Here is a 15,230-nt window from a genome sequence, read left to right on the forward strand (position 1 = left end):
CGTTTATATGTCGGTAACCCGTTTTATATTCAAGTTACTATAATTCAATGGCTTAACGGTAAATTTAGGTGTCAAAAAAGTTGACGATGACTGTTTTTCGGGAAATGTGAAACTGGCGTTAAATGGTTTATGATTAGTAAAACACATAGGTTGTGAAGGTCTCATAGCCTAGCTGTGTAAAGGATTAGGCTGTTAAGGTTACAGAAATCGCACTGAAACCTTATACCTTAAACTTCGGTTTGAACCTTGGGCGTAGAGCTGAGTTGAACTTGAAAAGGAATGGATGAAGATGAAATTTGATGATCTCAACGATAGTGAGTTGTGGGCGATTGCTAATCCGATCATGGACAATTTGATGGACGGTTCAACCAAGGTTGACCATGCTCAGCACTGCCGAGACTTTACGCAGCGCATGAAGGATATTGTGACGCCGGAGTATCTGGAAAAGGTGTGTCATCATTATCAGCACAGTAATGGCTTTTTTGCCGAGCGTGAACCCGTTGCGCTATTCAGACGCTCTGATTCCATCGCTTTTGTTTGGAAACAAGCGTATACCATTGCGAAAGGCGAGTTTGTGGCAGAAATGGTGCTGGTTGAAGAAGACGGACGTTATTCAGTGGATCACGTGATGGTCTTCTAAAGAGAGGGCTTTTTATTTGTTAGATGAATTTAAGTGTCGAGATTGAACATTATCTGACACTTTAGAAATCAAACAAGTAATCGCTGATCTGATCCGCTAACCAATTCATACCTGGGTGTTCCGCCATACCTGCCGCGGTAAACATACAGTAGTCTTCTTGAGTCAGGCCATAAGTGTGCTTGATCACAGCCAGTTCTTGTTCACGCAATAAATGGCGTATCAATGGCTCAGGCATTACGCCCCATGCATCTTCTCGTAGAATCGTATCCAACATAAAATCGAAACTAGAAAAACCAATGTATCGGCGAGAGAAGGGCTCAAGCTCAGGGTTATCTTTTTCATTAAGATAAACCATGGTCGCTTGCATCGAATTTCTAAGTACTTCATCCGACACTCTTCGCATCGCACTCAAATCATGCCCTTTCTTACATACCGACATCATTCGGATCTTACCGAGTGGGTTGTAGATAATTCTTGGGTCGTCGACACGCTCGTAATCGACACCAAACGCAAAATCAACTTGTTGAGTTTCGACAAGATTAGCCAAGTCGCCACTAGACGCGAGAACGAAGTTGAAAGAAGTGGAAGGGTATTTGTTGTTTAGGGCGTGCGATAAACTTTGCCACATTTCATCGGGTAGGGAATCGTCGCGAGCGATCCAAATCTCGGCGTTGAATTCACCTGAAACATGTAAGCAGGTTTGTTTAATGCGCGCTGCCGTCACCAGCATTCCTTCGCAATCTTTGTAAATCGCTTTGCCCGCTTCAGAAAGTTCAACGTGGTTGCCACTGCGTACGAATAATTCAACGTCTAACTCTTTTTCCAAGGCTTTGATCGACATACTCAGTTTGGTTCGGTTGCATTCTAGCTGTCGAGCAGCTTCAGAGACTGACCCTAAATCAGCAACTGAACAAAAGGCTTGGACTTGAGAAAGGTTCATTTCATTTCCATATTGAGCGGGTGGCGGTGCATATTATCTGAATATTGTGCTGACTATCTTAGAAATAGTCCATCTTTGCATGATAACTCTATGACGAATTGACTAATTTGGTTTATTCTGGGGGCGTTCCGAACCTACAAGAAGTAAAGATGGAGGCCATGATGGCGAAACAATGGGACGAGTACGCACCTGATTGGGATAACGATCCCGCTACTGCTGTATTCGCACAGTCCGCATTTGACCAGTTAACACAGCTCGTTGATTTGAACGGAACCCGTGTCCTTGATTTTGGTTGTGGTACAGGATTACTCAGCCAGAAAATATCTCCTTTTGCAAAAGAGATCATCGCTCTCGATATCTCAGAAGGGATGATTGAAGAGTTAGATAAAAAAGAGCTGTCTAATGTAGAGCCTGTCGTTGATATCTTATCGCGCGGACTTGCAGCCCAACACCCAGCATTCAGAAATCAGTTTGACTTAGTGGTAGCCTCTTCGGTATGTGGCTTTATTCCGAACCTACAAGACACGGTCAGCCTTATTTATACTCTGTTAGAAAACGATGGGTTTTTTGTACACTGGGATTGGTACTTAGAAAACGACAGCGAAGATTTTGGGGTCAGCGAACAGCGCTCCCAGAATGTATTGAGCGCAGCAGGTTTTTCGATTGTTGAAGTCTCAACACCGTTCTCAATCGACACCCCACAAGGTACTTTGAAGGTACTGATGGGTGTAGGCCGTAAACAAGTGGTTCCTCATCTATAGTTCACTTGTCTGTAGTTAACGTATCTGCAGATAGCTGATCAGATAACCGTACTCACGCTTAATTGACTAAACCCACATCAACGATCTTTGGATCCGTTATGTGGGTTTTCTATTTTTACGCGTTTGCGTTTTAAACTAATAGCTCATAACTAAATAGCTAGTTTCTAATATTGTCTGATTCTTGGTTCTATCTCGCTACACCCCAACCTCATATTTGATAAATCGACAGCTGCAGTTTTTCTTTGGTTGTTTCCATTTTGGAAATATACCATTGCATACATTTCATTAGTGGAAATATAAGTGTGAGAGATAAAATAAGCCCATAAAAATATTAAGGGTTTAATCATGAGCCACCAATCTGCGTCATCTACTTCTTCACCACTTTCAGAGCAACAACAACGCTTTAGCAATATCATTTCAGATGCCAACCTGTCCCCAAAACAGAAGTCGAGCTATCTTGCCTTAGAAGCTGAAGCCAGCCTGCCGTATATGCCGGTAAGCAATGAAGTAGAGCAAGCCTTACAACAAGGTGTGCTGTGTGACATGTTTGAAGGTCACGCCCCATTTAAGCCGGGCTATGTGCTTCCTGATTATTCTAAATATTTACATCAAGGCTCCAAGTATTTAGAGCTTAGCACGGCAACTAATTTCGACGAAGCATTGAACATGCTAACCATCCTTTATCATCACGTTCCGTCGGTGACTTCCATTCCGGTTTACTTGGGCCAGTTGGACGATGTGTTGATGCCTTTTGTTGGCGACTTGACGGATGAGCAGGTATATCAAAAGCTGAAGCTGTTCTGGATCATGCTGGACCGCACATTGCCAGATGCCTTTATGCACGTGAATATTGGCCCTAGTGACAATATTGTATGCCGCACCATTTTACGTGTGGATGCTGAATTGAAGCAGATCGCACCTAATTTAACCTTTATGTATGACCCAGCAGTCACGCCTGATGATCTGCTTCGTCATGCGGCGAGCAACATCTGTGAATGCAGCAAGCCGCACATTGCTAATTATCCTGCACATGCCGCTGCGTACGGCGATAAGCGTTTTGGCATCGTAAGTTGCTACAACTCTCTGCCTCTGGCGGGTGGTTCAAACACGCTAGTACGTATGAACCTTAAGCAAGTGGCTCTGAAATCTGAAGACAGCGTAGACTTCTTACAGCAAGTCTTGCCTAACTACAGCAGCATCATGATCGAATTGATGAATGCACGTAGTCGCTTCTTACATGAAGAGTCTAACTTCTTTGAAGGCTTCTTAACCAAAGAAGGCTTAATTGAAGAAGATCGCTTTGCGCCAATGTTTGGTATTTATGGCATGGCTGAGGCGGTTAACATCTTAATGGAAAAAGAAGGCAAAGCAGGGCGCTATGGTCACGATGAGTCGGCAAACCAGCTCGGTCATCGTATTTCCGAAAAGCTGGCTGAAATCGTTGAAAGCTCTGAAGTGAAATATGGGTTGGAAGGTAAGTCTCTGTTACACGCTCAAGGCGGTATCAGTTTAGATGAAGGTGTGACGCCAGGTGTACGCATCCCTTATGGAACAGAACCGGATCCAGTTTCTTACGTTCGCGCGACGGCTGATCACCACAAGTTCTACACATCGGGCATCAGCGACATTCTGACTATTGACGAAACAGTGAAATCTAACCCAGAAGCGATGTTCAACCTGTGTAAAGGCGCGATTCAAGCGGGTTACCGAGAGTTTACGGCTAACGTAGCATCGAACGATTTGGTTCGTGTGACGGGTTATATGATTAAGCTGTCTGATATTGCTAAATACGACGAGCAAGGTTCACGCACCAATACCACTTTCCTTGGTGCTGAAGCTGCAAAAAATACCGGTATCCTAGAGCGTAAGCCACGCGTGGCAAGCTTAGAGATGTCGCCGACATACGAATAGCATTAACGTGCGTGCGTTATGCGTTTCGAATGCGAACAATGTGAATTATGAAAATTTCTGATCTAACAACTCAAATGGCTAGGGTTAATAATAATAAGACAGAAAAACAAACGAAGGTCAGCCGTGTGCTGACCTTTTCTTGTGTTGATGGACCCGGAAACCGCATGGTGCTGTTCCTACAAGGGTGCAATTTCGATTGCATCACTTGTCACAATCCTCACACCATCAACCACTGCAACCATTGTGGAGATTGCGTGACTGGTTGCCCGAGTAGTGCTCTGAGTCTTGTTGAAGGCAAAGTGAAGTGGGATCCGGTAGCGTGTACTAACTGCGATCAGTGCATCGATATCTGTGATCATAAGTCGAGCCCAAAAATCACCACGATGACAATATCCGAGGTACTTGAACTGGTTAGGCACAATCAATTCTTCTTGAGTGGTGTTACCGTTTCGGGTGGTGAGGCGACCATGCAATTGCCGTTTATCATCGAGCTGTTTCAAGCGATCAAAAGCGACCCGCAATTGGCACACTTAACGTGCTTTATTGATAGTAACGGTTCGTTGTCGATGCAAGGGTGGGACAAAGTGTTACCTTACCTTGATGGCGCAATGATCGACCTAAAATCATGGCAATCTGAAACGCATCAATGGCTAGTGGGTAGAGGGAACCATCGAGTGTTTGAAACCATTAACTACTTAGCTGATAAAGGCAAATTACATGAAGTTCGTTTGCTGCATATCCCCAATAAAAGTGATCTTGAGGACGAGATAGAGCAAGTTGGGTATTACTTGAAAGGATTGCCAAGTGATGTTCGAATTCGGCTGAATGCCTTTCAACATCATGGGGTAATTGGTGAAGCCTTAGAGTGGCCTAAATGCACAGAACAGCAAATGCAAAGCTTTCACGATAAGCTCTACGCAATTGTTCAAAGGCCAATGCAAACGCCAGAGGTTTATACCTAGCTTCTAAATTGTTTAGACGCTCAGACAAGTTTTTAAGAACGTTAAATTTTTAAAATTATTAAGCTTCTAAAAACAAGTCACGCAGCCATTTGATCGCCTGGTCATTCATGTTTGGCTTGTTCCACACCAAGCTATACGCCACTTTACCGTAATCAAAAGGAAGCGGCTTACTTACCAAGCCTTGTACTTGTTTGGCATGCTCAGCCCATTGTTTAGAGCAAGTAAACAAGAAAGGCGTGTGGTGACACAGCACCGCCGCCGCGCCAAAATCCGCTACCGATATCGCCATATCTCTCGGCTTATGACATTGCACTAAGTTTTGCTCAAAGTAAGGCTTAGACAGTTCGTTATCTAAGATTCCAATGTGTTTGTAATCTAAATAGCCTTCAACCGTTAGCTCTTGCTGAGCGAGAGGGTGGTGCGCGCCCATCAAACAAACCATCTCATCAGGAAGAATCGTTTCCCACACCAGCTCTTTATTATCAGTCGGTGGTTGGGAGATGTCATGGGGCAACAAGATCAAGTTGACCTTACCACTGAGCAAAGCATCGAATCCAAGCTCCTGCTTCGAATAAATATTAAGTTTGGCTTTTGGTGCAAGTTCAGTGGTGACTTTGCTGATCTTCGAGGCAAACACTTCGAAGGTACTTTCACGCATCGAAAGTGAAAAGCTGCCTTGATACTCCTGAGGAGTAAAACTCTTTTGGTGAAGTAGCCCGTTCATGCTGGAAAGAATCGCGTGAACGGTGGGGGCTATTTTCAGGGCAAAGGGAGTCGGGATCAGCTTGGTGCCGTCCCGATAGAAAAGCTCGTCGTTAAGAATGTCACGCAGTTGAGATAATGTCTTACTCACACTCGAAGGGCTGACAAAGAGTTGCTCTGAGGTTTGAGTGACGCTGTGGGTGTTCAGCATAATATGAAGCGCAGTGAGATGTTTAAGGCTCACTCGCGATAAATGTAAGTAATCCATACACAACTCACTCAATACGTGACAACGGTCGATTTAAGGTTTTATAACAGAAACTAGCGCGCTAACTTGTGATGAGCTCGCGAAAAATGACCCGCACAGAATGCGCCTACAATCGACAGCTCACCCGCCAAACATAATGCAGCACAAACCTCAGCTAAGGCTTGTGATTTACCGTTACCATGTAGCCCTAATAAATCGAGACACGCTTTTTGACTTGGTAGGCCTGTACCGCCACCGACTGTCCCTAGCATCAAGTTAGGAAGCGTCACGCTCGCGTATAAACCGCCTTCTTTGTTGAGCTCCATACGAGTCATACCAATTGCAGACTCAGCAACACACGCCGCGTCTTGGCCGCAAGCAATGTAGAGCGCAGCAAGTGCATTCGCATAATGAGCATTAATACCAATCGTACCGCTTAGAGCGCCGCCGACAGTGGTCATTTGTCCGAACTGCACCATCTTCTCTGGTGTGGTGTGGAGGTACTTGGCGACAAGCTCAGCAGAGATGTTGACCTCGGCTGTGACTTTCTTACCACGAACGCTACGTAAGGTTTGAGTATTGGCTTTTTTGTCGCCCGATAAGTTGCCATCAAGGAAGGCGTGATCGGGTTTCACTGGTGTATGTTCAATGATGTACTCAAATACTGCATTGGTCGCGATAGTCACCATATTCTGACCAGAAGCGTCTCCGGTTAGAAATTCAAACACCAAGTAAACATGGTTGCCTTCGATGTTGATATTGATGTCGGTAAGTTTGCCGTGTGATGTAGTTGATTCCGCTAAGGTTTTAAATTGGTCATATTGGGTCACCGCCCAAGCAACAAACTGTCCAGCTTCAACCAAACCTTGGAATGCGAAACCAGGCGTACGTGTTACGCCTTCATTGAGCAGCATTGCACTTGCACCACCACAGGCGGTAATCAGCTTTGAACCACGGTTATAAGACGCAACAAGCGCCGCTTCAGTGGTTGCAAGTGGGACTAAGTAATCACCTTTAGCAAACAGGCCGTTGACTCTTAAAGGTCCGGAGATGCCGACAGGGACTTTAACCGTGCCAATAAAGTGCTCTATGTTTTTCTCATAAGCTTGAATCTGGCTTTGAGTATGAGGGTCGAGCAGTTCTTGCTGCGAGTCTGCATTATCGAGAGCGGTCCAGCGACGTGTAAGGTTCTTTTCCGTCAGATAAGGGCTCGGAGTCAGCTTATTCACTGGCTTCTCAAAATTAGGCTGGAGCTTCTTTTCTAATTCGTCTGCGGAGATGTCGCCTCCTAAAATAGAAACATAGTCACGGCGATGCAGATTTAGTTTTGGCATAAGTAGTACGAAGTAAAGTTTGTGCTGCAAGAATAGTTTGCGCTGATTCTACCGAGTAATAAACCAGAAACAAGCGTCAGATATAATGAGTTACAGTTTGTGTGCTTATAGAGTCAAAAAGCATCAAAAGTCGTTGAATCAAACGGATTCAGGACATAGGAAACAAGCACTAAGTGTGAGTATAGATCAGATATGGATGTCGAGAAGACTGCCAATGGCTTCGTTTTGACGATCAACGACACTCGCGCCAACGCGATTGTAACTGGCACTTTGGGTCAGTTTTATTAGTGAATCGGTTGAGGATGAAACAGGCTCTGGTTCTTTGTCTTTTAAAGAAAGAGATTTTTCAGGTTCGATTTGGTTAAAGCTAAGATCGCTAGATTGGGAGAAGTCATTTGATTCGGGAGTGTGCTGAGCGGCTTGGTTCAGTTCAATTGCCGCTTCTTCAGCCATATTGGTTGACTGCTGAACAATGGCATAACCTGATTGAATCCCCGAAATCGACATGTCAGAACCTTTAATTGACGTATGGGATGAGTCTAGGTTGACGATATTTTGAGCGCAATGGTGAAGTGGTGTAATTTACAGTGAAACGGTGAACTTAGGCTAAAAAAGTGATCTCTGTCTACTAATTAAACAGGTCGTTTAGAGCGTTTAACTCTTCATCAGTAAGTAAAGAAGACTGTTCTGTCTCGACATTACCATCGATTTCACCCTGTAATGCTTTCAATTGCTGAGGGCTAAGAAGCTGTATCTGTTGCTTAAATGCTTCAAATTGTTGTGTATTCATAGTGTGACCTTAGTTCAAATCCATATGCTCTATTGAGCATAGACTACCGATACAAGAAATCAACCAACATTAAATGAATATTAAAAGATGTTTGAAGGTTCTTGAAACTAAGACAACTATAAATTGCTCTGGTTGTTTTTTGTCCGAGAATTGTCAGGCAAAGTTAACGCTTGGTTAATCAAAGTCAGAAAGTTCCTACAAAGTAAAAATGCTCTGATCCCTTATCTGGCGGGGCGTGCAGTTAGTTTACTATACCTACTTATAGGTATTGGTATAATAAACCATACATACACCTATTGATCATTATGTATTCAAATTATGTATCTTTCTGTTTTTACAGTATTTTATCTTCTGGAGCAGAATTCGCCTTTTCGAGAGGCTTTTCGATGTTCACTTTAACGGCAAACTTGGTGGCTAAGGTGTGTAATTCTGGGAGCATTCGATAGATCAAATGCAACTGCTGTAGGACCATCCTTACAGAGCTTTCGTCTTCTTCTCTCCACTCACTTAAACGTTTATCAAGCTCAGGGTCATAAGCATTTTTGACTTCGCAGTGCTCACGATGAGAATAAAGCTGATCGTTCAGTGCATCGAGGTGTTCGTGTATTACTCTATGAGCGTCTAACACAAGCTTGTGCGTCGCTTCATCATCGATACGCGTTCTGTGAGCACCCAGCGCTGAGATGTAGCTCAGTAAAGCGTGATTTAAGGTAAGAAAGCGGAAGCTCTCGTCTTCAGACGTTCGATACTTGCCGGGCTCAACCAGCATGCTACTGATAGCGACGGTCAAGTTGGCATCGTTATTGTGCGCACTACGGCGAGAAATGCGGTAATTGAGCGTGTCTTTTTTGCCTACACGATATTGGCCAATGATCTGAGCCAGATAATTCTTGTTTGAATCAAGGGCGTCCGCCATTACCTTGTGCAGTCGTTTCGATTGCCAGTCAGGTAGAATGTAAATCACAGCCAAAACAGCAAGCGCACAGCCAATGAAGGTATCCGCTAGCCTTGGTAGTACTACGGCATAGCCTTCGCCGAGCTGATTGAAACAGAACAACACCAGTAAGGTGATAAAGCCGGTTGCGAAGCCGTAGTTATTGATGCGGAACGCAAAGAACATCACGCCACTGATGACAATAAAGACCAACTGGCTCTCTTGAGACGGGAAGAAGGTCAGTAGCGGAACGCCAATCAACAAACCAGCCACTGTGCCAATCACACGGGCTGTCAGCTTTTGTCGCGTGGCGCTGTAGTTGGGCTGACATACAAACAGTGTCGTTAGCAAGATCCAATAGCCACGTTCGATATCAAAACCTTGAATAATGCCGTAACCGAGCGTCAGCGTGACGGCCATACGTATTGCGTGGCGAAACAGCATTGAGTCGGTGTGCAGGTTGGCTCTGATCTTTTGCCACATAGCCGTCAAGGTATGTGGGTTGGTATCGTCTAAGACACCTTCTTCTAGTTTCTCAGCGTCTGGATTACTGATATTCGATAGCTGCTTTTCAACGGTGGCCAGGTTGTTGAACAGGTAATCCAATTGGTTCAATAACGGTTTCCATTCTGGCTTATTTTGCTGATGAAGGTGAGTGAGTGAGGACATCAACTCATCAAGCGCCAATACAGATTTGTCACCATGTTGGTATTCTGCGCCAACCTTCAGTGAACTCGCGACTTCTTTACACGCGGTTGCTTGAGCCTCTAGAAGATACTTAAAGCGGAACAATACATCAGAGCGTTCGAAGTGTTTTGCCAGTTCTTGATAACGGTAGTGGGTTGAACTCACGCGTTCATGAATGTCTTGTGCGATGAAGTAGGTATTTAAGAATCGGTCACTCGGACCATCGATGTGCCCGCGTTTAGAACGGTTAAGCAGCGTCGCTTTACACATGTTGAGTGCATTCACGGTGCTGGCATTCAGTTTGGCTTCGATAATACGGTGTGGCTGCGGAATAAGGTCAGACACCGGATAAAACAACTCAGCCTTAGAATTCATATAGGTGCCGATTTGATCAAACACGGTCGCGAGGTTTTGCTGCACAGGTTGCATTGGCCACACAATTTGCCAAATCATTGACATGAAGTAGTACCAAGCCGCACCGGTTAATAATAGTAGTGGCTGAAACCATAAGTTGATGCTCTCGTGTGCGCCGAGCATGGTGTAAATAGCGACCAGTAGAGAGCCAAATGCGATGCTCGCGTATTTAGGGCCAATCGCCCCAAGCATTATGAAAGAGAAAGTCGATGCGAAAAGACCTAATGCGAACAGCCAAGGTGTGTTGAAAAGTAGCTCAATAGAAAAGGCGGCGATCGCAAAACAGATAAAGGTCAGGGTGAGTGCTTTTAGGCGACCCGTAAAACTGTCGTCACTTTCAGCCAGTGCAGCAGCGATGACACCTAAAATTAATGGGGTGATCAGTGTGTTTTGTTCATAATACCAAGCTGGAATCACAACACCGAGCAGGGTGATGAGAATTAACACGCTGTAATTTATGGTTTTATTCGCCCAATAAAGGCGTAATTTGGCTGAAAAGTCCACAGTCGCTCACTTGACACACTAAAACCATAATCCTAACAGAAATCAAGCACAAGAATTTGATACTTATCCATAATTGGCCTTAGGTGGTCATGAAAGCGTCGATAAGATGAGAGACATTATTAATTCTCATTGCATCATGATATAAATTCAATATTCCCAATTAAAGAGCACGCTCCAATGCAGCTAAGCGCTAACAAGACTGCACAGTTTTTTATTCAAAATGAATATCATCAGGTTGAACTTGATGGTCCACGTCTATTGTTGTCTTCAGTAGGCAGTGAAGAACGTATTCCGTTTACTATTTGGAGTGGCAAGATCGCGATAAAGCGCGGATTGTTCTGGGGATCGTTACAGTTCTTTGCTAATCAACAAGATGGCCAACAGCGTAGTTGGTTAGTGCAAGGTTTACCTTGGGATCAATGTCGTCAATTTGCTCGTGCGTCGGTTGCCGCTTATCAACGTTGGCACGACACTCAATGTGAGCAGCTTGCAGAACATGTCCCTCAATGGGAGGCTGAACTCACACGCCTTGAACAACTTCCTGCTTTCCTTCCTCATTCTAAAGTGAACGTCTGGGTCGACATTGTGAATTCAGGCTTAGAAAACATGAACATGACTTTGGAAGAAGCCGCTCAGCGTATGCCTAAACGTGTCGCGAGAATGCAGCCATGGTTATCTGAAACCGAGATTAAGCAAGCCGACAGAAACCAACAATGGCTAGAGACTGAAAGAAAGAACTGGGAAGTGTTGTTTGCTCAATGTGAGTCGTCTCCGTTGAACTTGTCGCAGCAATATGCGGTGTTGATGAACGATGACCATAACTTGATTCTTGCGGGTGCGGGTTCGGGGAAAACCAGTGTTCTGACAGCGCGTGTCGCGTACTTATTGCAAAGCCATCAAGCGCAAGCTGAAGAGTTATTGTTGCTCGCCTTTGGTCGTGAAGCGGCTCAAGAAATGAAACAGCGTCTCGATAGTAAAATTGGTTTGTCAGCCGAGAAGGTGCAAGTCAATACCTTCCACCAGTTAGGTTTGAAGATCCTGAATCAGGTTGAAACCGAACGTGTTGTTATTTCTCCATTGGCCTTAGATGACAATCAACGCCAAGCGTGGTGCATTGATTGGCTGAAAAAACATTGGATGACGCCAACCAACTTCAAGCGTTGGCAAAAGCACTTATCTAAATGGCCAATCGCCTATTTAACGGGTGATGATGAACTCGGAAGCCACGTTTCAAACCTGAAGCTTATAGGTTGGCTAGAGAAACAGCTTGAGCAGTTGAATGCATCGGGTTTATCAAAGAAAGAAGTGCAACAGCAGCTGATCGACCACAGAGACTACACGCGTCTTAATAGTGAATTATCACTGTGTTGGCCTTGCGTGACCGCGTGGCAGAAAGCGTTAAAAGAAGAGAATCATATCGACTTCTCGACCATGATCAGCCGTGCGACTCAATATGTCGAGAAGGGCAAATTTGTCTCTCCTTGGAAGTTCATCATGATCGATGAATATCAAGATATCTCTCCAGACCGTTTAGCATTGGTTGAAGCCTTGTGTAATCAATCCAAAGCCGAGCATCAAGCCTCTATTTTTGCCGTGGGTGATGACTGGCAGTCTATTTATCAATTTGCGGGTGCCGATGTTGATTTAACAACTGGCTTTAAAGATAGATTTGAAAGCTCGACGATCCACCATTTAGATACCACTTATCGATTTAACAATCAGTTAGGTGCGGTTGCCAATCGCTTTGTGCAAGAAAACCCGATTCAATTACCAAAAGAACTGAACAGCTTTAAGCAACAGAAACAGAAGGCGGTTTACAGCACATCAAGCAAAGATATTGAGAAGATTCTCGATCAGCTGAACAGGCAGGCGAAAGGCAAGCAAAACAAGTCGGTTATGTTGTTAGGTCGTAATCACTATCACAAGCCAGAGCTTCTGGAAGATTGGAAAAAGATCTTCACCTCGATCGACCTGAAATTTATGACTTGCCACGCCAGTAAGGGTAAAGAAGCGGATTTTGTGATTATACTTTGTGTAGACGAAGGTCAATTCCCAGCGAAGAAGAAGCAACTTCATATTGATGGTGCTTTGACGGAATCGTCAGATGTCTTCCCTTATGCTGAAGAGCGACGTTTGTTCTACGTGGCAATGACACGTGCAAAAGAGAAGGTTTGGATTACCCATAGTGGTGACGGGTCAGGCTTCGTACAAGAACTGCATGGTTCAGATTATCCTGTCGTTCGTAAAAAATAAGCCAGAAAAAGGTTTCAGACTACAAGTTTGAGAACACCAAGCTTGAAAACACCAAACGTGAAAAACAGTTAACCAGAGGATGCTGATATGGAACACGGCTCTATCAATTACATAGAATTTCCTGCTCGCGATATTGAGGCAACCAAAACGTTTTTTATTCAAGCGTTTGCTTGGCGCTTTGAAGACTACGGACCTGAGTATTCTGCTTTTGAAGGTAAAGGCTTAATGGGCGGTTTCTATTTGGCGGATTTAGCGTCTAGTACGGATAATGGTGCTGCACTGATGGTGTTTTACAGTCAAGATCTTGAGCAAACTGAGCGTGATGTGATTGATGCTGGTGGCAAGATTAACCGTGAAATATTTAGCTTTCCCGGTGGACGACGTTTCCATTTCCTTGAACCGAGTGGCAATGAGATGGCTGTGTGGAGCGATAAATAATCAGCGCTATGAGCTCAAAAACTTCGGACAAATAAAAGCCTGCAACTAAGCAGGCTTTTTTGTGTTTGATTTCCTATCCGCTAAGAAAGCGAACAGATCAGTCGGCGAAACTAAGGCTTAAGTGCGCTCAGCTAGGTACGCTTCGTAGTCTGGGATCTCGATGACCACTTCTTCTTCAAGCAGTGAAGAGTTAAATAAGAAGTTAGCGGTAGCGCGGTTGGTTGCCACTGGGATGTTCCAAACACTTGCGATACGAAGCAATGCTTTTACGTCCGGGTCGTGTGGTACGGCATTCAATGGATCCCAGAAGAAAATCATCATATCGATCTTGCCTTCAGAGATAAGCGCGCCCAGTTGTTGGTCACCGCCCATAGGGCCACTGATCATGCTCTTAATCGCTAAGCCTGTTTCTTTACTTAGTAGAGAACCCGTCGTGCCCGTTGCATAAAGGAAGTGCTTTTGTAGTTTTTCTTTGTTCTCTTTGACCCATCTTAGTAGCTCAGGTTTGAAATGGTCATGAGCGACCAAAGCGATATTCTTATGCGTTGGCATAGTACGCGTTGTTTTTTGCATGAATGTTCCCTAAATGATTGTTTCGTTTTTTTTGTTTTGAGTTCTTCAGCCAATATAGCACTAAGGATTCACACTGAATACCGGACGAAACTCAGAAGGTGACAAAGAGTCGGCGATAATCTGATCTTTGAGCGTTGCCGGTGTCAGTGCTTCGATAGTGGGTGCACTGTGTTTCTCGTATGGCTGATCACGCAAATAACTGACGGCCTGTTTAACGGATAATCGGCCTTGTTCAACCATTTTGTCTGTTGGCGCAAACAACACCTTATTACGCAGCAGCCCTCGATAAGTTCCGTGACTCAAATAACTTGAGATCAAACCTATTTCTTTGGTTTTTCCGGCGGCTCTTAATTCACTGATCGCCGCTTCGATTGCGACTGCACTACCCACAATATATTGAATATCTGGCTGCTCAATCACTTGCTGTACAAGGTTTCTTTGTAGCTCTTTATCGTTATCGGCCCAATAGCTGATTTCAATCTCTACGTCACTTGATTTGATTGCATCATAGAAGCCCAATGCGACAGGTTTTGTGCCTCCGCTAGACTGAGGGCCAAGCAGCAGGGCAATAGGTGTTTTACCAGAACCTTTTGGATGTCGCTTAGCTAGAAACTCGCCCACTTGAAATCCCATCTGGTGCCAATCGACACCGACTGTACCTTTGAGTACTTTTTGTTGTTCTTTACTCACAGTGAGTTCGTTTACTGTGGCAAAAATGGGTGTGTTCCCAACCCAATCAGAAAGATTATCGTGATAAGCATCAGGGGACACGGTACCTAAAATAATGGCGTCAGCGCCCCATTGAGTACAAAGCACAAGTTGAGAGGCTTGCTTGCCAATGTTTGGGTATCCGCCGGCTTCTAATACTCTTAATTCAACCTGCTGTTTTTCAGCCTCAGAGACCATACCGTAATTGACCGACAGCCAATACGAGTCTTTAAGATGTGGATAAATGGCACAGATTTTCTCTTTCTTAGGTGTAGAGTCAGAAGGCTTTTCTGAGTTTATTGGCTTACTGGCATACGTCGACGAAGCCATGATAGCTAGTAACGAAAGAAGACATTTAGAAGCAAAGGGTTTAGATAGCATGAATTGCCGTTTTATTGGTTTTAGATAAGAAACACTGCAAAATATAGCGTA

General features: G+C 44.4%; 14 protein-coding genes. 6 read left to right on the forward strand and 8 right to left on the reverse strand.

The genetic code is table 11. From position 1 onward, the window contains the following. Positions 1-289: 289 nt before the first annotated feature. Complete coding sequence (locus BCT49_RS13275; protein ID WP_102338679.1) at positions 290-640, forward strand: hypothetical protein; 351 nt, start codon at positions 290-292, stop codon at positions 638-640. Positions 641-701: 61 nt separating this feature from the next. Here BCT49_RS13275 and BCT49_RS13280 read toward each other — a convergent pair whose 3' ends face one another. Then, entirely contained in the window at positions 702-1,580 is an 879-nt protein-coding gene (locus BCT49_RS13280) for a LysR family transcriptional regulator (RefSeq protein WP_009845583.1), read from the reverse strand. Between the two features lie 161 nt (positions 1,581-1,741). Between BCT49_RS13280 and BCT49_RS13285 the strand changes: the two genes are divergently transcribed. The 3 genes from BCT49_RS13285 (at position 1,742) to BCT49_RS13295 (ending at position 5,214) form a co-directional block, all read left to right on the forward strand. After that, complete coding sequence (locus BCT49_RS13285; protein WP_102291844.1) at positions 1,742-2,341, forward strand: class I SAM-dependent DNA methyltransferase; 600 nt, start codon at positions 1,742-1,744, stop codon at positions 2,339-2,341. Between the two features lie 345 nt (positions 2,342-2,686). Next, positions 2,687-4,252: a YjjI family glycine radical enzyme gene (locus BCT49_RS13290; protein WP_102435779.1), complete on the forward strand. Its 1,566-nt coding sequence runs from the start codon at positions 2,687-2,689 to the stop codon at positions 4,250-4,252. A gap of 47 nt (positions 4,253-4,299) precedes the next feature. Beyond that, positions 4,300-5,214, forward strand: a complete 915-nt coding sequence (locus BCT49_RS13295; RefSeq protein WP_102435781.1) for a YjjW family glycine radical enzyme activase — start codon at positions 4,300-4,302, stop codon at positions 5,212-5,214. Between the two features lie 58 nt (positions 5,215-5,272). On the opposite strand, the gene BCT49_RS13300 is transcribed toward BCT49_RS13295, so the two are convergent. From BCT49_RS13300 to yccS, 5 genes are all read right to left on the reverse strand, one after another. Next, on the reverse strand, positions 5,273-6,184 hold the full coding sequence (locus BCT49_RS13300; RefSeq protein WP_102435783.1) for a LysR family transcriptional regulator: 912 nt from the start codon (positions 6,182-6,184) through the stop codon (positions 5,273-5,275). A 53-nt stretch (positions 6,185-6,237) separates the two neighbouring features. Beyond that, positions 6,238-7,497, reverse strand: coding sequence for a hydroxymethylglutaryl-CoA reductase (locus BCT49_RS13305; protein ID WP_102435785.1), 1,260 nt, complete (start codon positions 7,495-7,497; stop codon positions 6,238-6,240). 186 nt (positions 7,498-7,683) lie between these two features. Beyond that, entirely contained in the window at positions 7,684-8,004 is a 321-nt protein-coding gene (locus BCT49_RS13310) for a hypothetical protein (protein ID WP_102435787.1), read from the reverse strand. Between the two features lie 121 nt (positions 8,005-8,125). After that, entirely contained in the window at positions 8,126-8,287 is a 162-nt protein-coding gene (locus BCT49_RS25890) for a hypothetical protein (protein ID WP_198595860.1), read from the reverse strand. A 334-nt stretch (positions 8,288-8,621) separates the two neighbouring features. Next, complete coding sequence (gene yccS / locus BCT49_RS13315) at positions 8,622-10,826, reverse strand: YccS family putative transporter (protein WP_102435789.1); 2,205 nt, start codon at positions 10,824-10,826, stop codon at positions 8,622-8,624. A 177-nt stretch (positions 10,827-11,003) separates the two neighbouring features. Between yccS and helD the strand changes: the two genes are divergently transcribed. Then, entirely contained in the window at positions 11,004-13,079 is a 2,076-nt protein-coding gene (gene helD / locus BCT49_RS13320) for a DNA helicase IV (RefSeq protein WP_102435791.1), read from the forward strand. A gap of 87 nt (positions 13,080-13,166) precedes the next feature. Beyond that, positions 13,167-13,517: a VOC family protein gene (locus BCT49_RS13325; RefSeq protein WP_102435793.1), complete on the forward strand. Its 351-nt coding sequence runs from the start codon at positions 13,167-13,169 to the stop codon at positions 13,515-13,517. A gap of 117 nt (positions 13,518-13,634) precedes the next feature. On the opposite strand, the gene BCT49_RS13330 is transcribed toward BCT49_RS13325, so the two are convergent. Continuing rightward, positions 13,635-14,090, reverse strand: coding sequence for a methylglyoxal synthase (locus tag BCT49_RS13330; protein ID WP_017105060.1), 456 nt, complete (start codon positions 14,088-14,090; stop codon positions 13,635-13,637). A gap of 60 nt (positions 14,091-14,150) precedes the next feature. Next, on the reverse strand, positions 14,151-15,179 hold the full coding sequence (gene torT / locus BCT49_RS13335; protein ID WP_102435795.1) for a TMAO reductase system periplasmic protein TorT: 1,029 nt from the start codon (positions 15,177-15,179) through the stop codon (positions 14,151-14,153). Between the last annotated feature and the right edge of the window lie 51 nt (positions 15,180-15,230).

This window comes from Vibrio lentus (assembly GCF_002875945.1).
GTDB lineage: Bacteria > Pseudomonadota > Gammaproteobacteria > Enterobacterales > Vibrionaceae > Vibrio > Vibrio apostichopi.